The following is a 19333-nucleotide window of genomic DNA, read 5'->3' as shown; positions in this document are numbered from 1 at the left end:
GACAACCACCGTTATCCCAAGGCTTGCGCCCGTGTGATTTCCACGAGAAGACACTATACCGAATGAATTCACGGGCACATAATCGTCGCATAATCAGAGCCCTTTAAACGATGAAGGCGCAGGTAAATTACGCAAATTGGCACGCGCCATCTCGATCATTTTCCCCACCCCTCCTTCCAAAACCGTTGCCGCCGCAGCCTTCGTAAAACCGCCGACTTGTTCTAAGGAAATCTCCGGCGGAATACTCAGAGCGTTAGGATCAGTCACCACATCGACCAGCACCGGTCCAGGATGCGCCAGCGCTTCCCTGAGCGTGGACTCAATATCCTCTGGGTCTTCGATCCTGTAAGAGACAATTCCTACTGCCTTGGCGATTGCTGCGTAGTTCACCTCCTCGTGGTCGGTCCCGAAATCCGGCAATCCCGCGACCAGCATCTCCAGTTTCACCATGCCCAGCGATGAGTTGTTGTACACAATCGCTTTCAAAGGCAGGTCATGCAATTTCGCAGTGAGCAACTCCCCCAGAAGCATGCCCATACCTCCGTCGCCACACAGGGCGATGACTTGACGCCCTCGATCCGCAAATTGTGCTCCAATCGCCTGAGGAAAGGCATTCGCCATCGTTCCGTGTCGGAAGCTGGCGATCATCTTCCGCTGCCCATTGGGGTTGATATACCGCGCATGCCAAACGTTACACATGCCTGTATCAGCAGTGAACACAGCATCCCGATCCGCTAGACCGTCCACAACGTCTGTCAGAAACTCGGGGTGTATGGGCTTCTTCTTCCCGTGCGCACCAGTGTAAGCCTCAATGACGTGAGAAAGAGCCTTCTCATGCTTCCTCAACATTGCGTCGAGGAAACGACGATCCGTCTTCTTCTCAATCAGCGGCATCAGAGCATTAATCGTGGCGGCTACATCACCATGGACAGGAACGCTCACATGAGTGCGCCTGCCAATGTTCGCTCCGTTGATATCCACCTGGGCCGTCTCTGTAGGCTTCGGCAGGAACTCCGAGTAGGGAAAATCCGTTCCCAGAAGAATGAGCAAGTCCGCCTCTTCGAAAGCATCGTTGCACGCGCCATAGCCCAACAGACCCGACATTCCCACGTCAAACGGATTGTCATAGTGGAGGTATTCCTTACCGCCATATGCGTGCCCCAGCGGCGCATTGATCTTATCCGCCAGTGCCAGCACCTCCTCACGGGCGTACCTGCAGCCCGCACCCCCGAAGAGAACCACCTTATTGGCGTCGTTAATTTTCCGAGCCAATTGCCGAACCTCAATAGGGCTAGGTACAACAGTTGGCCGCTCCACGGAGATAGCGGAACGCAACTGCGGAGAGTCGTGCGCATCCTGAGATGCAAGGTCACCAGGAATAACGAGCACAGACACACCATTGCCCGCCATTGTCGACTGAATAGCGTGGTGAAGAATCGTTGCACCCTGCTCAGTAGAATTAACCATCTCGCAGTAACCAGAGCATTCCGCGAAAAGTTTTTCCGGATGAGTCTCCTGGAAATAACGCGATCCGATGTACTGGCTTGGAATATGGCTGGCAATGGCCAGCACTTTGGCTCCGTTGCGATGGGAATCATAAAGGCCCTGGAGAAGGTGCAGGTTGCCTGGTCCACAACTTCCAGCACACACGGCCAAGCTGTCCATCATCAGGGATTCCGCTCCAGCTGCAAATGCGCCAGCTTCCTCGTTACGCACATGAATCCATTCGATAGAGCTGTGCTTTACTGCGTCCACGATGGGATTCAGGCTGTCCCCCACCACTCCATAAATCCTGCGAACCCCGTTGTTTTCCAGCGTTGTGATGAGTTGTTGTGCGTAGCTGGTTGCCATGTGTAGTCACATCCTTACTTAACTTGTGGACTCGTGGCGTGACTTTCCAGCGTACGCTCCATTGGGTATCACCCCGCTGAGCGATCACGAAAGCACTCACACAAGCAACCATGTGCTTGCCTCTTGAACAGTCCCATGCGAGCTCATAAGCGAAATGTTGTAGCGACATTCCCGATAAGCCGTTGCGTGGGAGTTTCAGTAAGGCTACGGTGTGCGCATCCCAGATGATTCACCGGGTTTACGCCCCGCTTGGGGGTATCACCTCCAGCCAGGCATGATGTGCACACGATCCCCCTAGCTTTCTGCTTCTCAACTGTCTATTTCCTAAAAATACGCCCCGCGTCTACGCACAATCGACGCAACGTCTTACCCTCCATAAAAATACTGTGACTATTGAGTCTATAACCGCGATTGTGTTTCTATTGTCTGTTGTCGACGACGTAACGAGGAGCAAGGAACACTGCGTCGCAAATGTTCTTATGTGCTCACCGGCACGCAAGACCATGCTGAGACCTCGAAGGTCTCTCGCCACAAAACTGCTAGTAAATGTTGTGCGCTTGAGACCGTTTCGTTATGATGTCTAAGCACTTGTTTCGAAGGGCAAAACGCGTACTTCGGGACTTCACTAGACACGCAATCGCAACGCGATTCGCCTCTAAACAAATAAGGACGTTTCAAGATGGCTAAGTTTTCTGCCAAGGTTCGCACCGCTGCAATCGCAGCAGTTGCGGCACTGAGTCTCGGAACCGGTGCTGGTGTTGCAGCTGCCCAGCAATTTGAGATCCCAGGTTTCGGGCCAATCACCTTCCCTAGCCAAGGCGGTGGCAACAAGGAACTGGTTACTTTCGGTGACTCCTTCACTGCTAACGCAGGCAAGGGCGGTCCACGTGGATTGCAGCCTGGTCACAATGCACTGACCGCCAACTGCGCTACCGACATGGAAAACTGGCCAAAGACCGCTGCCAAGGATCTCAACGTGTCCCTGGGCGACTGGTCCTGCAACGGCACCGGTGGCCTGCCAGCTCTTCAGCTGATGGCTTATGTGGAGGCCGCAATCGCTCAGGGTGACCTGGGTCCAGGCACCAAGGATGTTGTCATGATGTACGGCGGCATGGATGCTATTCAGTGGGTTCAGACCGGTCAGACCATGGCTCCTGAACTGAAGGTCGACTTCCATGCATTCAACGATACGATGCGCGTGGTCGGCGACCGCATCCGTGAAGTTGCTCCAAACGCACGCATCTTCATGACTTCCTACTCCGAGTATGCAACCAACGACCAGCTGTGCCTGGTCAACCTCCCAGGAAACGTCACCAACCCAATTCCAGCTCCTGGCGCTACCCGCATTCAGGAAGCCTTCCGCGACAACCTGCGTAACACCGCTGCCGCCAATAACTTCCAGTTCATTGACGTCTACCAGCAATCCATCGGCCACGGCACCTGCGCCCCAGAAGGCCCAGATCGCTGGGTTGCAGGCTTCGTTGATCCAAACATGGGTCCAATGACCAACCACCCAACCGTTGCGGGTGCTAAAGCTACCGGTCACATCATCGCACGTGGCCTGCGCTAAGCCTCTACCTCTTCTATAAGAGGGAGGAGAGTCAGTACAGTACTGGCTCCCCTCCCTATTTTTGCGCTGACAAATCTTTGTTGCGTTGAAACCCGAAGCGCAGAAGATGGAGAAGATAGAGTTCCATGATGAGAAGAAACTCCACGACCCACACTAGGAACCGCGACAAGAGCACATCGATGGTGCGTCTGTTGGGTGCGTTGATAAGGGTCTGTTGAGCGCGCAGATAAGCGAGTGTATCAGGTGGATATTATTTGAATTTGGCATTAAGTTCTTCCCAAAGTCTTAGACCTGCCCACACCTGAAGAAGTAGAATTCTTAGCCATGAAACCAGTGATTATCGATCGCGACAGCGGTGTTGAACTGTGGACTGCGACCCAATGCGCTGAATTCTCCGGTACAGCTCGCGGCACGTTCACCAGCTATGCGGGTCGTGGACGAGCTCCACGACCCGTAACCAAATACAACGGTTTAACGTTGTGGAACTCTGACGAAGTCCGTGAATGGCAGCGGCAACGTCTCGCCAAGAACAATTCCTCGGCAGAAGACTAAAAGAGCCCTATTTCTGTTCCGGTAGTTCCGGAGCGATACCTGTGCGTTCGTACTCAGCCAGGATGTCGATACGCCGTTGATGGCGCTCTGCCTGACTCCAGGGCTGAGCCACAAAAGCGTCAACGATAGCCAGCGCTTCTTCCTTCGAATGCATCCGGCCACCTAGGCCGATCAGCTGCGCATTGTTGTGTTCGCGAGCCAGCTGCGCGGTCTCTACCGACCAAGCCAAAGCGCAACGAGCTCCCTTGACCTTATTAGCGGCAATTTGCTCACCATTGCCGGATCCTCCGAGCACGATGCCCAAGGAACCCTCATCCTCGACAACACGACGCGCGGCTTCGATACAAAAAGCTGGGTAGTCATCATCCGCATCATAAGTGTGTGCACCACAATCAACGACCTCAATACCCTTTTGGCTCAGGTGGTCCTTGATGAGATTCTTCATTTCAAAGCCGGCATGGTCGGCACCCAAGTAAATACGCATATCTGCAGATCCTACCTAAAGACCGTGACTCGTCATGATTGAGAAACCACAAATCCCCTTCCAGTCCACGGCAGTTAAGCAAACTCTGCCCGCGGATCCTCCGTGCGTGAGCGCTTCAGCTCGAAGAAATGCGGATAGCTGCCCAAGGTAACAGAGGCATCAAATAGTTTGCCAGCCTCCTCGCCACGCGGAATACGAGTTAACACCGGACCAAAAAAGGCGCGGTCGCCCAGCCGCACCACCGGAGTGCCGACATCATCGCCCACCAATTCGAGTGCCTTCGCGTGGCTTGCCCGCAGCTGCTCGCCATAAGAGCCCTCTGCGTCATCAGCCTTGTGAGCAGCGTCGAAGAACTCCGCCGGTAACCCAATCTCAGCCAAGGAATTCTTGATCAGCTGGTCGTAGCATTCAGGATCCTGTTTATCCACACCCCCAATGTTATGGATCTTCTCTCCCATAGCCGTATAAAAATCCCCCGTCTTTTCCGGGTATTCGGTGTAGATGGCTGCCGCTACCAACGCAGGAGCCTTTGAATTAGCGGCCTGCCGGGCGTATGCGGGATCCAGCCCTTCACGGTCCTCATTGAGAACCGCAAGGCTCATGGGCGCCCACTGAATTTCCACATCTCTGACCTTCTCCACTTCGAGTAGCCAGCGGCTCGTCACCCAGGCAAATGGGCATGTGACATCGAAATACATGGTGGCATTCTGTTGATCACTCATGGCCACCACCCTAGTCAACGCTCCCACATCAGTGCAGACGAGCCCCGAACCTTTACGCACATAGTGATCACGTTGATGCAGACCGGATTCGAGACGATGAGGACACATCGGTACGGACGGGATTCAAACCGATGCAGATATGTCTATGCAGACGTGTCTCAGCGAGTGACTAGGGTGGTGACCATGACATCAACCAATTTGACTCGTACCGAGGCTGCCCAACGCGCTGATCTCATCAGCAAGGTTCATTACGACATTGCCCTCGATCTCACGGCTGGCGCAGACATGGTCCACAAGACCTTCGGTTCTCGCACTACTGTCCGCTTCACCTCACAAGTGGGTTCAACCTTCATAGACCTACGCGCTCCACAGATCGCCAGCGTACAGCTGGACGGCGTGGATATAACAGATGAGGCTATCCCCACCACAGGCAACGGGGAATACGACGAAACGCAAGGCATCCAGCTCAAGAACCTCGCCGAGGGAGACCATGAACTTTGCGTTGTGGCGGAGGCAGCATATTCCACCACTGGCCAAGGGCTCCACCGTTTCCTCGATAAAGCGGATAACGAGGTGTATATTTACACCCAGTTCGAGACCGCTGATGCCAAGCGTGTTTTCGCGTGCTTTGACCAACCGGATATCAAAGCAACGTATAACGTGAAGCTCACCACTCCCGCGGAATGGAGTGTCATCACTAATAACACTGTGTCAGAGCAACGTGGCGTCGATTCCGAAGGGCAGACGGTGCACACCTCGACGGTGGACTATCAGCTCTCCACCTACCTGGTGGCTTTCTGCGTCGGCCCCTGGTACGAGGTGCGCGACGAATGGACAGGCACCGTGACCGAGCATCCGGAGACCACAGCAGCGACCACGGCCGCAGCTCTCACACGAGGACAGCTAATCACTTCCGGAGAGATGACAGTCCCTCTCGCACTGTATTGTCGCAAGTCCCTTGCGGAATATCTGGATGCTGACGAACTATTTGAGGTCACCAAACAAGGCTTCGACTACTACGCGAAGCATTTCGGTATTGGCTATCCATTCTACAAATACGATCAAATCTTCTGCCCTGAATACAACATGGGCGCCATGGAAAACGCTGGCTGCGTCACAATCCGGGACGAATACATTTTCCGCTCCGCAGCCAGCCATTACCAGTACGAACGCCGTGCAGACACTATCCTGCATGAACTCGCTCACATGTGGTTCGGCGACTTGGTCACCATGAAATGGTGGGATGACCTATGGCTCAACGAGTCCTTTGCAACATGGTCAGCGGCGATGAGTCAGGCCGGCGCCACGAAGTACAAGACAGCCTGGGTCACGTTCGCTAACAAGGAGAAAGCCTGGGCGTATGGCCAAGACCAGCTCTCCTCGACCCACCCCGTATTCAGCGATGCATCAGACATCGTCACAGTCGAAGCTAACTTCGACGGCATCACTTACGCCAAGGGCGCAAGCCTCCTCAAACAACTCGCCGCGTACGTGGGCCTTGAACAGTTCTTTGCCGGAATCCGCGCTCACTTCGCCGCCCACGCTTGGAGCAATGCCACGTTCAACGACTTACTCGACGCACTGGAACAAGCCTCCGGGAGGGATTTGTCCGACTGGGCCGACCAGTGGCTCAAAACTACGGGTATTAACACCCTGGCACCCGACTTCGACATCGACGCCAATGGGGCGTACTCTCACGTCGCCATCACCCAATCTGGCGCACAACCTGGTTCCGAGGAAACCCGCACGCATCGACTCGCCGTGGGAGTCTATAGCGTCAGCGACTCCGGTACTGTGGAACGAACGGCGCGTGCAGAACTAGACATCGCCGGTGAGCGCACGGAAGTCAAGGAACTCGCCGGAGTACCTGCAGGAGATCTAGTTCTGGTTAACGATGATGACCTCACCTACGCATTCATCGCGCTGGACAACAAGTCGCTTGCTACGGCTACCGAGAACATCGACAAGATCAGCGACCCCATGCCCCGCAGCCTCATCTGGTCAGCAGCATGGCAGATGACACGGAATGCACAGATGCGCGCCCGCGACTTCGTTGCTCTCGTCGCTCGCGGAGCTGCCTCAGAAACAGAGTTGGCAGTCTTGGAGCAGCTGCTGCTGCAGGCTCACTCGGCCGTCAGTAACTACGCCGACCCCACATGGGCGGAATCGGAAGGGTGGGAAAACCTACGCACTGCGCTTTTGCACGGTCTGGGTTCCATCACCGGTCAAGCTCAGTTAGCCTTTGTTCGCGCCTATGCCAGGGCACAGCAATCGGCCGAATCAGCCCAAGTACTGCGGGTACTCCTGGGCGAACAAGACACTGTTACGGCAGGTGCCAGCCAAGAGGTATCCGCAGGAGAAATAGCCCCTGGTTTGAACATTGACCAAGATTTGCGCTGGGCGTTGATCATCGCCCTCACCGGCGCTGCCCGCATCACAGGCGAATCCAACGAACAAGTCGAGGCACGAATCACCGCCGAACAGGAAAGAGACTCCTCCTCTACCGGCGAAATGATGGCCATTCAAGCCCGCGCAGCACGCCCCGACGCGGAAACAAAAGCCCGACTCTGGGATGACTTCACCAAGCGAGGCCCAGAGTTGTCCAATCTCTACCTCCGCCATGCCACTGCTGGTTTCACTCACGTGGGTCACGGAGGCTTGCTGGAAGACTACGGTGCTCGCTACGCAGACACCGCGCCAAACATGTGGGAATCCCTATCCTCTGAGATGGCGCTACGCACACTGGAGGCGATCTACCCTGTATGGGATCACTCCGAGTCCACCGATTCCACGATCGCTGAACTTATCGAGTCTGCTGACACTCCGGCGGGGCTGCGTCGCGTTTTGAAGGAAGGCCGAGACCACGTCGCCCGGGCCAAAGCAGCTCGAGCCTGCGACCGCGGCTAATACCACAGACCAGCGCCTCGTTGCAGGTACGCTGGTCTGTAGCGGCAGAAAATACGTATCGCCAGCTACGAATTCACGAGTTGGTAGCTAGGACTACGTACCCTCTGCGAATAAATGACTGCGTATCCACCTCTCACTGCGTATTTCTCATGCAGTTGTTTACACACCCTCAACTCCCTAGCCCAAGGAGGCGACACATCACGTGAGCAATTTCTACGACGCCGTGGGTGGCGACGACACTTTTCGGGCCATAGTCCACGAGTTCTACAAGCAAGTGCGCACCGACGACATCCTGGGACCCATGTATCCCGCCGAGGACATGGAGGGGGCAGAGGATCGACTACGCTGGTTCCTCGCTCAATACTGGGGTGGCCCGCAAGAATTCAATGAAAAACGCGGACACCCCCGCCTACGTATGCGTCACGCGCGGTTCCGCGTCGACGAAGCGGCTCGCGACCGTTGGCTCGAACTCATGGCCAACGCCCTCAGAACCATTCCCCGCGAACAGTTGCCCGATGAACACCGAGCAGCAATGTGGGACCACATGGAGCGAGTGGCTCATATGCTGCTCAATACCCCCACCCATGGCACAGGCTCGCCATTGAATTAGCACAGCCTCGAGGGATCACCCACTATGTTTACTAACGTCTACACCACGCATTGACTAGCTTCTACACCATGCATTTAGCACCGCAAACGATCGCGTTATTACTCGGTGGCAGTGCGTTCGCAGGGTTTATCGACGCCATTGTGGGCGGCGGCGGTCTCATCATGATTCCCCTACTGCTGATTTCAGCACCTGGCCTCCCGGAAGCCACCGCCCTAGGCACCAACAAGCTAACATCAATCAGTGGCACCACATCCGCAGCTATCAGCATGCTGCGCAAAGTAAAAGTAAACAAGAAACTACTCTTGGTCGCCTCCCCCATCGCGCTTGTGTGTTCGGCATTCGGAGCCCTGCTCGCCACGATTATCAGCAGTGGTGTAATGCGCCCACTAGTCATCGCGTTGCTTCTGGCGGTGGCCATTTATGTCTATATCCGCCCCAACTTTGGGATCGGTGCCGGGACAAATACTCCGGTGAGTCCGATGACAGGCAGCATCGCTCTCCTGATGATTGCCGGAATCGGTTTCTATGACGGCTTCTTCGGACCCGGAACGGGCACTTTCCTCATTATGGTGCTCACGGCGCTACTCTCCCACAGCTTCATCCATTCTTCCGCCATGACAAAAGTGATCAATGCGTCCACCAACTTCGGAGGTCTCCTGGTGTTCGCCAGCTTCGGTCACGTGTGGTGGACTCTTGGTCTCGCACTGGCTTTCTCAAACATCATTGGTGCCCAGATTGGAGCCCGAATGGTGATCAACAAAGGCACTGGTTTTGTGCGCGTGATGCTACTCATTGTCGTCTTGACGATGGTGGGAAAGCTCTCCTACGATCTCCTAACCTAGGCAGTTTGGGGAACGAGGGCTCAAAGCTTAGGTAGGTTGGGGAACGAGGGCTCAAAGCCTAGGTGGGTTGGGGGACTCGCGCTAATCCTCCAGGCCGTGGGAAAAAGACCGTGCCGAACAGCGCATCAATTCGGATCCAGGATGCGCTTATGGATACGCGTGCATAGTCGAAATCCGCCATTTCTTGATTACCAGGCTTGGCAATGATCCCCGCACCTCCCATCGCCGCGATGGTGCGCCCTGTTATCGACGCACTTTTCGCGCCATCCTCTGTCTTAACAACAAGGATCTCCTGTTCCAGCAATGACCGGGCAATACCTCCCGGCGCACCAGCTTCTCTATTCTCTCGTGCCATCTTTCGATACACATCACGCAGCTTCTCCCCTGGCACAGTATCAATGAACACGTAACCATGACTCGGTGGCAATGCACCTGTCCACATCACATTGATCATCGGGCCTAGGTCGAGACAACCATCTTCCGGTTCATATTGGTGAAAGAGTCTCGGCAGGTTGTCTGCCAAAACAACGATGCCTTCAGCACCGGCATCGCCGCCGTCCTCTGAGTCGGTTACAGGTGTACCCGGTACACGCTGGGCGATGATGCAGCCTAGTGGCGTCGAAATAAAAAGGTCGGAGACTCCCTTTCCTGCGGAACGCACGCGAACCATAGCTCCAGCGTCCATCTTTAGTACGCGATCCAGAACCGACGACGCCCGGCGCATCGCTGATACAGAGCGCCGGACAGAACCTGAATCAGAGAGGACGGAAAAGCTAAGACGAGCGTTCATGCTCACCAGCATAAGTGTTCAAGAAGAAAGGTTGTGTACTGAGGAGTTTATCCTTCGGTTTCTTCCTCTGATTCTTCTATAGGTATGAAGAACATCTTGAGGTTCTTGATGTCATCTTCCGACCATTCGCGTGATTTACCGGTCATCATGTCTACCCCCACCATGACGGTATCCACCGTACAGGTCACGCGACCGAGAGCATCCTTAATTTGTTGACGCATCGTGCAGGACTTTTTTCCTACATGAGTCACGAAGGTGCTCACTGCCACTTCATTTTCTCCGGGCGACAGAGGACGTGGATAGTCGATGGTCGTATGCCGGACAAAAAACGGTGGAACCGCGATATCCATTTCGGTGAGGACGTCGCGGAGGAAGACCATGCGCGCATCCTGGGCAAATTCCAGGTATTTCGCATTATTGACGTGTTGGTATTGGTCGAAGTCTGACCAGCGTAATTCACGATGGCATGTGTGCCAACGGGTGCCGGTAGCTTCATTCATCACAAACGGCATCGTATTTGAGTCATCCTCTGTAGTTGTGGGTGTGTTGGGGTCGCGTGCCTGCACAACGCATTGGCGAGTGAGGGCAATGCATGCAGGAGGTCTAGTTAAGCAGATAAATTTTCTGCGGTAAAACGTATGAACCTATGAGCGGGCATTTTATGGCAAATCCCTAGGAAAGAATCTGGTGGAGTTCCCCACAGTTTTGTGGAGAATACCCCACCAGTGTTGCACGGTATCTCTACCGGCATATCAGCAGACGAGCTGATAGCACACGAGCATTAGCGGGTGAGCTTACGGTGGGTTACTCGTGTGGGACGGGCTGCTTCTGGGCCGAGGCGCTCCACCTTGTTCTTTTCATAATCTTCGAAGTTTCCTTCGAACCAGTACCACTGACCCTCTGCGACGTTGCCTTCCCAGGCGAGAATATGCGTACACGTACGGTCAAGGAACCAACGGTCGTGAGAAATAACCACGGCACAACCCGGGAATTTCTCCAGGGCATTCTCTAATGAGCCCAGGGTCTCCACGTCCAAGTCATTCGTCGGCTCATCTAGCAGAATCAGGTTGCCGCCCTGCTTAAGCGTCAGCGCAAGATTCAGGCGGTTACGTTCACCACCGGACAGAACCTTAGATGGTTTCTGCTGGTCTGACCCTTTGAAGCCGAAGGCGGACAAGTATGCGCGCGACGGCATTTCGTTTTGACCAACCACGATGTAGTCCAGCCCGTCAGAGACAACTTCCCACACGGTCTTTTCTGGGTCGATGTTCTCACGGTTCTGGTCGACGTAGGACAGTTTCACCGTCTGGCCGACTTTCACTTCACCGGAGTCTGGCTCTTCTAAACCGACAATTGTCTTAAACAGCGTGGTCTTGCCCACACCATTAGGACCAATCACTCCCACGATGCCATTACGTGGAAGGGTAAAAGACAAGTCCTTAATCAGAGTTCGATCTCCGAAGCCCTTGGTCAGATTACTGACCTCCACAACTTGGTTGCCCAGACGTGGCGGGGTTGGAATCTGAATTTCTTCAAAGTCTAGCTTCTTGTACTGTTCTGCCTCAGCAACCATTTCTTCATAGCGCTGCAGACGAGCTTTGTTCTTGGCCTGGCGTGCCTTTGCTCCAGAACGAACCCATGCGAGCTCTTCCTTCAGGCGTTTCTGGAGCTTCTGGTCTTTCTTACCCGCCACTTCGAGGCGCTTCTGCTTGGTCTCCAGATATGTGGAGTAGTTGCCTTCATAGGGGTACAGCTTTCCTCGATCGACCTCGCAGATCCAGCCTGCAACGTGGTCAAGGAAGTACCGGTCGTGCGTCACCGCCAACACTGCCCCCGGGTACTTCGCTAAGTGCTGCTCCAACCAGAGAACGGATTCCGCGTCCAGGTGGTTAGTAGGCTCATCCAGTAGCAACAGGTCAGGTTCAGACAGCAGCAATTTCGCCAAAGCTACTCGGCGGCGTTCACCCCCGGAGAGATTAGTCACGCCTTCATCACCTGGAGGGCATCGCAGTGCATCCATCGCCTGTTCGATCTTTGAATCCAGCTCCCACGCATCCGCTGCGTCGATTTGTTCTTGGAGCTTGGTCATCTCATCCATGAGCTCGTCGGTGTAGTTGGTCGCCATCTCCTCGGCGATCTCTTCATAGCGTTGACGGATCTGGAAAATCTCGCCCATGCCTTCTTCGACGTTCTCGCGCACGGTCTTTTCCTCATTGAGAGGCGGCTCCTGCATGAGGATGCCCACTGTAGCGCCTGGGTCGAGGAAAGCCTCACCGTTAGATGGCTGATCAATACCAGCCATGATCTTCAAAATAGAAGACTTTCCCGCACCGTTTGGTCCGACGACGCCGATTTTCGCGCCTGGGTAAAACGCCATGGTGACGTTATCGAGAATGACCTTTTCGCCGTGCGCTTTGCGCACGTTTTTCATCGTGTAAATGAACTCGCCCACGGTGAACTCTTTAAACCTTTCGACAGGGTGGTTGTTTGCCCTGCGTCTCGCTGCATCTACGTAGGATGCCTTTCCACTGCAACGCGGAAAGTAACCCGGACAGGTTCTGCCCGGGTTAGGACGCACGCTTTAATCTACAAGTGTACGTCCTTATCTATCATCCCCCTACTTAACAGGGAGCATTGCTCGCCGCTTTCTTCGCTCAGGGATGTTTTAGCTGTTCGTGCCCCTCAGCAGCCCGCGTTAAAACGGCACCGCCGCTTTTTCTTCGTTTCCGGCAAAGGTTGTTTCTGGAGTGTGCATTGGTGCTGATTCACGGGATCCGGCGCGAGTCGATTCCAGTTTTCCCGCTAATAGTGCTTCACGCTGCTGCTTATCCTCGTGCATCTGCCCTGATTGTTCAGCCTCGTGCCGCTCTCTTTCTTCATGGGCTTCTTTGACGCGGAGCAGTTTCACACGGTCAAAATGCACTTGTGCCGTGCGTTCATTGAGGTCTGGCCCCGCATATGTGGCATTGATGCGTTGAATCGAGCGTTTTTCTTCGTGTCCACGCTCATCAACCGCGACCCACGAGGATGTTTCTAGCCTGCCCACCACGAGCACGGGCATGCCTTTTGTGAACGTCAGATTGGTATTTTCTGCAAGCCTTCCCCAACATTGCACCTGGATATATGTGGGTTCCTTTTCAATCCATTCACCGTTGTCGCCCCGGTATCCGTGGTTGACGGCAAGCCTAAACGTCGTCACGCGATTACCATCGCCTACCTGCTTACTATCTGGCTCCCCGGTCAGCCGTCCCGCGATAAATGTATACGCCATATCCATGATGTGACGCCCCTCCTTCAGTGATCAAGTAGTATCCCTCACGTGGTGTCTTTCACCCGTGTATCACGCACAAGTTCCCGCAAGTGGTGTTGGATGCTGCGCCGCGCAGCCCTCCATCGGGTTCATCGGGCGCATTCTTCTGCACCATATGCCCCGCATTGTTCAGTGCGTTGAGGATTGCGCAGCTCGGAGCCTTCCCCTTCCCTTTTTGCTTCTCGTTTGTTTCTCAGTCGCCGTTGAGACTCTCGCTCTTTTCAGGCACTCGCTCCGTGTGGTTACTCGCTGCGCAATCACGCTCTACTGTGACACGACGCCACGCCTTGCGCCACAAACTCTTTGACGGACTGTGAAGAATCTCCCTGAACAATCCCCTTATCCACAAGTTACAAAACAAGGACTTGACAGGGAACTATAAATCAAGCTTACGAGTCTTCACTGCCTCCGGCTCCGTCCGTCTGTGACGGTGAATTGCGATGACGATGCTGACGCTTGTACTTGGCCGTGTGAAAGGCACTTTGCACCTCGTCCTGGTTATATTGTGCGTTGTAGTACTGGCTCAACGACGCATTCTCACCCCCCGCCGCCAGAGCAGCCAACATCTCGTTGTAGGAGGACAAATCCTGTTCTCCCGTACGAGCCTCCTTGCGGTCATAACGCTCCGACTCCCGGCGATCCGTCCGTACCCACTGCACACCATGCGCAATGGAAACGATAATCAGCGGAAGCTCTCCGATTGCCCATGCAATACCGCCACCTACTAGCTGTTGATGCATCAGATCAACCTCGAACGGTAATCCGAGTGATTCATAGAATGCCTCATTAAGCGGCTGGCTCATCTGCATCATGGCGATACCGAACCATGCGTGGAACGCAGTCGCAGCCAACAGCGTCATCATCTTCACGAAAGGCGACAACTGACGAGGAGCTGCGTCGACACCAATGATGACCCAGTAGAAAATATAGCCCGAGATGATGAAGTGCAGCATCATAAACAGGTGGCCGCCGTGCTGTGGAGCCATCCAGTTAAACAGTGGCGACAGATACAGATAGTAGAAACCAACCACAAACTGCACACCCGCAACAATCGGATTGGTGAGGAACCGAGAAAACGGGTTGTTAATGAAAACAACGAGCCATTCACGCGGGCCAGGTACGCCATCGCGACCAGCCGGTGGAAGGGCACGCAAGAGCAAAGTCATAGGCCCGCCCAAAACCCAGAAAATCGGGATGGCCATCGAGAGCAGCATGTGCTGCAACATGTGCGGCCCAAACATCGCCATCGCATACATTCCAAGCCCCGAGGACGTGGTGATCAACAGCAAAACATTGCCACCAGTCCACCACAGCAGACGCGACATAGGCCACTGCACACCGCGGTTCTTCAAGGTGAAATAGGCCCAGAGGTACACGGCCTGCAGAAGTAAGGCCCCCACACCGAAAACCAGATCAAAACGGAAGTTCGTGATAAACGCCATTAAGCTTGGCGGCTCCGTAATGGTGTACCCCAGCAACACATCTTGGCGTGTGAGATCCAGTTGAGCTGGAAGCGGCGGAGGGATACGGGAGAGCGAGACCGCCACACCCATGGTGACAGCCATGATCAACACCTCAACCACGGCCAAGCGAATGAACGGCTTACGCTGAGCATCGCTACCTTTACCCGACGCGTCTTCGCCCGCCTCCAACAACGGGATAATCTTCTTACGGTGGAAGTAACCGCATACACCTAGCGCGACGGTCAACACGAGCTTGGAAAAGACAACCAGGCCATATCCCGTGGTCAACCACTCATTCCACGCCACGCGGAGTGAAGCGTTAACCACACCGGACAGCCCCAGCGCGATTATTGCGCACAACGCCAAAAAGCTATACCGCTTAGTAATCACCGCAAGATAAGGTCCTCGCCGCTGTGCGTGGGCAATCAGCGCGATAAGACCGCCGATCCATAAAGCAGCCATCAAGACGTGCCATAGCAAGGAATTCACACCATAGTCATGGTTACCGCCAGCTGCGGAGTGGCCATCGAGCGCCAGCGGAATCAGCGACAGCAGTGAAATAGCCAGGAACACCGGCTGCCATATCCATTTGCGAGTGAGTAAAGAAACAACTGCCACAAAGATGGCGAAGATAGCCACCCATTCCCATGCTTTGGCAGAAGAGACCTGCTCCAATGCGACAGACCAGTACGGAAGTTGGAGAGTTTCAGAAAATGGTTGACCGGATACATCCGACAGGCTCATGGGGATCATAAATAAAGCGATAATGCCCCACAGGAACATCGCCCAAGTGCCGGTGCGGGAAGCTCGGAAGCCATCCAGATCTAGGTATCCATCCTTGCGTGGCGGAGTTCCTAGAGCTGACATAAGGAAGCCTCCTACTCCTATGCACGCAACCAGAGTTCCCGCTGCCCTTAAGAGTGGAAAACCGAACGTCGTGACTATGCCCGGATCCGGAACTCCGAGTACCGCAAGAGATGCACCCGTAAAGGAATAGCCGATAATCGCGGCTACCAAACCTGCCAACACCGCAGCGATTACATACACCAAGGCCGGGGATTTCATCCTTGGCGCTGACTTGTTTTCTGCAGGTTGTTTCACATCTTGTGGCCTGTGCGTTGCAGTCTGTTCCGACATACTTGTAACCGTACCGCCCGACCCCTTTGAATCCACGATCACGAGACGTGGCATACTCTATCCATATCCCCCAATTGGGTCGGAAGCATAGAAGGTCGTTTACACACCTTTATGCTTAGGCAACAATGGCGGGATGTAATGCCTCCGTAGCTCAGTGGATTAGAGCATCCGGTTTCTACCCGGCTGGTCGCGGGTTCGAGTCCTGCCGGGGGCGCAAAAATTCTTAGGCCATCTTCCTAGATCGTTGTCGGGCGGCTCCTCGCGCCAGTACGGCCTCTTAACACCAAGCGGCTCCGTGCACCGATACACCCTCTTAAAAATTCAGAAGGTAACGTTGTAAACATTAACGGTCTCACGCATTCGTCGCCGAGACTCATGTTCTACATCTCAACCTCTCTCACCGTCTCAGCAATTTTCGCTTCGACGATTGCAAGGAGCTTTCCCTTATGGCTTTTATGGCGAAAAACTCATCCTCCCATAAGATTCCGGCGCCCACCCCTGACTCCTACGCAGTCGTCACAGGTGCTTCTTCGGGTATTGGCCGAGCCATTGCGCTAGAGCTGGGGCGCCGGGGTCACAACCTCATCCTCGTTGCCCGTACAACCGGCCCAATGGAAGAACTTGCCTCACAACTGCCCAGCGTGGATGTGCAGATCCGTTCAGTCGACCTTGCCGATAGCAAGGCACGAGCAGCTTTCATACAAGAGCTCACGTCCACCAACGTGCACATCATCATTAATTCCGCGGGTATCGCAACGTTCGGCAACTTCTTCGACTTGGACTACGAGTATGAGCGTAAGCAATTTGAACTCAATGCCACGGCTCTGTTCGAACTCACCGCCGCAGTTATTCCTTCCATGGTGGAGGCGGGAAAGGGGGGAATAGTCAACGTCGGATCAGCCGCAGGCAATATGGCGATTCCCGGTAACGCCACCTATGTCGGCACCAAAGCGATGGTGAATACTTTCACCGAAGCGCTCCATTATGAGCTCAAGCCCACCGGCGTCGCATGTACTTTGCTCGCTCCCGGGCCAGTCCGGGAGGAAAGCAAGAACAGCAACGACCTCACCGAAGTGGACGCAGCTGTCCCCGACTTTCTCTGGACCACGTACGAAGACTGTGCCATTGACACACTCAATGCGCTCGATCAAGGAAAGTTACGCGTAGTTCCAGGCCCATTGTCCAAGGCAATGAATATGGTATCCACCTATGTTCCACGCCGTATCACCGCACCGATAATCGGAAAGTTTTACTCAAAGATGGCTGCCGACGAGGCTACGAAGGAGACCAACAAATAATGGCGAACCCCGCTACAGCTTCCACCCCGCATCAGATTGCGAAACAGGATCGCATCGTCTGGGCCGACTGCGAGATGACCGGCCTCGATCCAGATCGTCATGTGCTGGTCGAGATCGCGGTGATTGTCACCGATGCTGATCTACACCCGCTGGACGAGGGCATCGACATCGTCATCCACGCTACTGAGGAGGAGCTCGCGCATATGGATGACTTTGTTACCAAGATGCACGGCAACTCGGGTCTCACAGAGCAAATCCGTGAGTCGACGGTTTCCTTACGCGATGCGGAACAACAGTGCGTGGAGTACATCAAGCGTTTTGTTCCCGTTTCCGGGCAAGCCCCACTAGCGGGCAATTCCATCGCCACGGACCGGACTTTTATCGCTCGGTATATGCCTGAATTGGATAACTACCTGCACTATCGCATGATCGATGTGTCCAGTATCAAGGAGCTGTCTCGCCGCTGGCATCCACGCATTTACAATGCACAACCAACCAAAGGCATGGCTCACCGTGCGTTAGCGGATATCCGCGAATCCATTCGTGAGCTTGCTTTCTACCGCACTGCCATGTTCATTTCCGATGCACCGAGTACCGGAGTGCTCAAGGAGATTGCTCAGCAGGTCACCGAACAGTACCCGGTGTAACCGACACGGCATTCTGGGTTGCTGGCAAGTGTAACCGCCCCAGCATCCCACAACACTTCGAGAGCACCCCGCGTAACCGGCACGGCATTCCGCGTAAATAACCCCGCACCACCTCGGTTTTTGGTTTGTGGCACAAGGTGGTCTAACATGAGTCTCGCTGCTGAAACGTGAAGCTTTCGTTTGAAGCGCGATGGTGGCTGTAGTTCAGCTGGTAGAGCACCAGGTTGTGATCCTGGGTGTCGCGGGTTCGAGCCCCGTCAGCCACCCCAAGAAACCGCCTCACACCGCGTAGATGGTGTGAGGCGGTTTTCATTTTCTTCCCCATTTTCTCCATCGTAGCTTTCTCCGTGGCCACAAACTTGTCTATCCTGGAGTGCTAGACAAACCGATCGGCGGGGTCGTCGTTTTCCGCACTTACCGGAGAGCCAGCGCCCCGCCCATTACGCAACCGCCAGATCCCCTCAGCGATCAGAACCTTGAGGATAGTTTCCCGTGAACCAGTCCCTTCCCCAGCATGACGATTTGCCTCGCGCATTTCGCAATGTATTCAGGGGTCATCCGGCTGGCGTCACCCTGATCACCGCGACCGTCGACGGAAAACCGGTGGGAATTACTGCGACGTCAGTCTCCTCCCTGTCGCTCGACCCACTCGCTGTGAGTTTTTCATTCATGAAGTCCACTGGTTCAGCACATGCTCTTCTGCGCGCCGAGTCGTTGCTGATCCACTTTCTGTCCGATCAACACGCTCACGTCGCAGCAAGCTTCGCGACATCCGGGAGTGACCGTTTCTCCCCCGAACAGGGTTGGGTCACAGCCATCACCGGCGAACCCTATCTTCCCGGTTCACGGGCTGTTCTCCGCGTAAGAATCCTCGATACGGCCAAATCGGGCGACGCTACCCTTGTAGCCGCGGAAGTCACCGAGGTTCACAACCTCAAAGAAGCCTCCGCGCTTGTGTACCAGGGGCACCGTTTCTACAGCATTGAAAACGCCAGACCACTCGCTTCCGAAAACCCTAAGCCTTTGCGCTCTGATTAAGTCGCACCCCTGTGAGAAAGGCTGCGCTGCGCTGTCTACTGGTTTTCTCCCCTTTACGCTCCGTTCCCCAACCATGCGCAGTCGCCTGCCGTATCCCCCAGCCACCCCCTCG

The 19333-nt window shown here is 54.8% G+C and carries 16 protein-coding genes, 2 tRNA genes and 1 pseudogene; 10 read left to right on the top strand and 9 right to left on the bottom strand.

Annotation, left to right across the window (positions count from 1 at the left end):
* Positions 1-93: 93 nt before the first annotated feature.
* On the bottom strand, positions 94-1851 hold the full coding sequence (locus tag GP473_RS02545) for a pyruvate dehydrogenase (protein ID WP_185769258.1): 1758 nt from the start codon (positions 1849-1851) through the stop codon (positions 94-96).
* Between the two features lie 679 nt (positions 1852-2530).
* Between GP473_RS02545 and GP473_RS02540 the strand changes: the two genes are divergently transcribed.
* Both GP473_RS02540 and GP473_RS02535 read left to right on the top strand, forming a co-directional pair.
* Positions 2531-3421 (top strand): GDSL-type esterase/lipase family protein, encoded by an 891-nt coding sequence (locus tag GP473_RS02540; protein ID WP_185769257.1) that lies wholly within the window; start codon positions 2531-2533, stop codon positions 3419-3421.
* A gap of 324 nt (positions 3422-3745) precedes the next feature.
* Positions 3746-3973: a helix-turn-helix transcriptional regulator gene (locus GP473_RS02535; protein ID WP_185769256.1), complete on the top strand. Its 228-nt coding sequence runs from the start codon at positions 3746-3748 to the stop codon at positions 3971-3973.
* Between the two features lie 7 nt (positions 3974-3980).
* On the opposite strand, the gene GP473_RS02530 is transcribed toward GP473_RS02535, so the two are convergent.
* Entirely contained in the window at positions 3981-4457 is a 477-nt protein-coding gene (locus GP473_RS02530) for a ribose-5-phosphate isomerase (RefSeq protein WP_185769255.1), read from the bottom strand.
* A 74-nt stretch (positions 4458-4531) separates the two neighbouring features.
* Positions 4532-5179, bottom strand: coding sequence for a mycothiol-dependent nitroreductase Rv2466c family protein (locus GP473_RS02525; RefSeq protein WP_281381140.1), 648 nt, complete (start codon positions 5177-5179; stop codon positions 4532-4534).
* Positions 5180-5362: 183 nt separating this feature from the next.
* On the opposite strand from GP473_RS02525, the gene pepN reads away from it, so the two are divergent.
* The 3 genes from pepN (at position 5363) to GP473_RS02510 (ending at position 9538) form a co-directional block, all read left to right on the top strand.
* Positions 5363-8086: an aminopeptidase N gene (gene pepN / locus GP473_RS02520; protein ID WP_186277083.1), complete on the top strand. Its 2724-nt coding sequence runs from the start codon at positions 5363-5365 to the stop codon at positions 8084-8086.
* Positions 8087-8288: 202 nt separating this feature from the next.
* Positions 8289-8696: a globin gene (locus GP473_RS02515; RefSeq protein WP_185769252.1), complete on the top strand. Its 408-nt coding sequence runs from the start codon at positions 8289-8291 to the stop codon at positions 8694-8696.
* Positions 8697-8764: 68 nt separating this feature from the next.
* A complete protein-coding gene (locus GP473_RS02510) occupies positions 8765-9538 on the top strand; it encodes a TSUP family transporter (RefSeq protein ID WP_186277082.1) in 774 nt (257 codons plus the stop codon).
* Positions 9539-9596: 58 nt separating this feature from the next.
* Here GP473_RS02510 and GP473_RS02505 read toward each other — a convergent pair whose 3' ends face one another.
* From GP473_RS02505 to GP473_RS02480, 6 genes and pseudogenes are all read right to left on the bottom strand, one after another.
* Positions 9597-10328 carry a DUF8185 domain-containing protein gene (locus GP473_RS02505; protein ID WP_185769250.1) on the bottom strand — a complete coding sequence of 244 codons (732 nt, stop codon included), beginning with the start codon at positions 10326-10328 and terminating at the stop codon, positions 9597-9599.
* A gap of 47 nt (positions 10329-10375) precedes the next feature.
* Positions 10376-10828, bottom strand: coding sequence for an acyl-CoA thioesterase (locus GP473_RS02500; protein ID WP_246394874.1), 453 nt, complete (start codon positions 10826-10828; stop codon positions 10376-10378).
* A gap of 281 nt (positions 10829-11109) precedes the next feature.
* Positions 11110-12780, bottom strand: coding sequence for an energy-dependent translational throttle protein EttA (gene ettA / locus GP473_RS02495; RefSeq protein ID WP_186277080.1), 1671 nt, complete (start codon positions 12778-12780; stop codon positions 11110-11112).
* Positions 12781-13023: 243 nt separating this feature from the next.
* Complete coding sequence (locus GP473_RS02490) at positions 13024-13605, bottom strand: single-stranded DNA-binding protein (RefSeq protein ID WP_186277079.1); 582 nt, start codon at positions 13603-13605, stop codon at positions 13024-13026.
* A gap of 38 nt (positions 13606-13643) precedes the next feature.
* Positions 13644-13712: pseudogene (locus tag GP473_RS09630) on the bottom strand (hypothetical protein); the annotation flags it as partial.
* Between the two features lie 315 nt (positions 13713-14027).
* Positions 14028-16238, bottom strand: a complete 2211-nt coding sequence (locus GP473_RS02480; RefSeq protein ID WP_186277078.1) for a bifunctional copper resistance protein CopD/cytochrome c oxidase assembly protein — start codon at positions 16236-16238, stop codon at positions 14028-14030.
* A gap of 140 nt (positions 16239-16378) precedes the next feature.
* Here GP473_RS02480 and GP473_RS02475 point away from each other — a divergent pair.
* The 5 genes from GP473_RS02475 to GP473_RS02455 all read left to right on the top strand — a co-directional run bounded on the left by GP473_RS02475 (position 16379) and on the right by GP473_RS02455 (position 19221).
* Positions 16379-16452: transfer RNA gene (locus GP473_RS02475), tRNA-Arg, on the top strand.
* 232 nt (positions 16453-16684) lie between these two features.
* Positions 16685-17536: a mycolate reductase gene (gene cmrA / locus GP473_RS02470; protein ID WP_425488589.1), complete on the top strand. Its 852-nt coding sequence runs from the start codon at positions 16685-16687 to the stop codon at positions 17534-17536.
* Positions 17536-18183 (top strand): oligoribonuclease, encoded by a 648-nt coding sequence (gene orn, locus GP473_RS02465; protein ID WP_185769245.1) that lies wholly within the window; start codon positions 17536-17538, stop codon positions 18181-18183. The genes cmrA and orn overlap by 1 nt, the downstream gene beginning before the upstream one ends.
* Positions 18184-18376: 193 nt before the next feature.
* A tRNA-His gene (locus tag GP473_RS02460) sits at positions 18377-18452 on the top strand.
* A gap of 223 nt (positions 18453-18675) precedes the next feature.
* The gene (locus GP473_RS02455; RefSeq protein WP_246394873.1) at positions 18676-19221 is read left to right on the top strand and encodes a flavin reductase family protein; all 546 of its coding nucleotides are present in this window, start codon (positions 18676-18678) and stop codon (positions 19219-19221) included.
* Positions 19222-19333: the final 112 nt, after the last annotated feature.

It is taken from the genome of Corynebacterium anserum, from assembly GCF_014262665.1.
Lineage (GTDB): Bacteria > Actinomycetota > Actinomycetes > Mycobacteriales > Mycobacteriaceae > Corynebacterium > Corynebacterium anserum.
Note: the sequence above shows the minus strand (reverse complement) of the source record. Positions and strands in the feature narration are given on the sequence as shown.

Bases quoted from the DNA above. Each gene is read 5' to 3' on its own strand.
- pepN (WP_186277083.1), top strand. From the start codon at position 5,363: ATGACATCAACCAATTTGACTCGTACCGAGGCTGCCCAACGCGCTGAT.
- orn (WP_185769245.1), top strand. From the start codon at position 17,536: ATGGCGAACCCCGCTACAGCTTCCACCCCGCATCAGATTGCGAAACAG.
- GP473_RS02490 (WP_186277079.1), bottom strand. From the start codon at position 13,605: ATGGATATGGCGTATACATTTATCGCGGGACGGCTGACCGGGGAGCCA.
- GP473_RS02500 (WP_246394874.1), bottom strand. From the start codon at position 10,828: ATGAATGAAGCTACCGGCACCCGTTGGCACACATGCCATCGTGAATTA.
- GP473_RS02530 (WP_185769255.1), bottom strand. From the start codon at position 4,457: ATGCGTATTTACTTGGGTGCCGACCATGCCGGCTTTGAAATGAAGAAT.
- GP473_RS02540 (WP_185769257.1), top strand. From the start codon at position 2,531: ATGGCTAAGTTTTCTGCCAAGGTTCGCACCGCTGCAATCGCAGCAGTT.
- GP473_RS02510 (WP_186277082.1), top strand. From the start codon at position 8,765: ATGCATTTAGCACCGCAAACGATCGCGTTATTACTCGGTGGCAGTGCG.
- GP473_RS02480 (WP_186277078.1), bottom strand. From the start codon at position 16,238: ATGTCGGAACAGACTGCAACGCACAGGCCACAAGATGTGAAACAACCT.
- GP473_RS02505 (WP_185769250.1), bottom strand. From the start codon at position 10,328: ATGAACGCTCGTCTTAGCTTTTCCGTCCTCTCTGATTCAGGTTCTGTC.
- cmrA (WP_425488589.1), top strand. From the start codon at position 16,685: ATGGCTTTTATGGCGAAAAACTCATCCTCCCATAAGATTCCGGCGCCC.
- GP473_RS02525 (WP_281381140.1), bottom strand. From the start codon at position 5,179: ATGAGTGATCAACAGAATGCCACCATGTATTTCGATGTCACATGCCCA.
- GP473_RS02545 (WP_185769258.1), bottom strand. From the start codon at position 1,851: ATGGCAACCAGCTACGCACAACAACTCATCACAACGCTGGAAAACAAC.
- GP473_RS02535 (WP_185769256.1), top strand. From the start codon at position 3,746: ATGAAACCAGTGATTATCGATCGCGACAGCGGTGTTGAACTGTGGACT.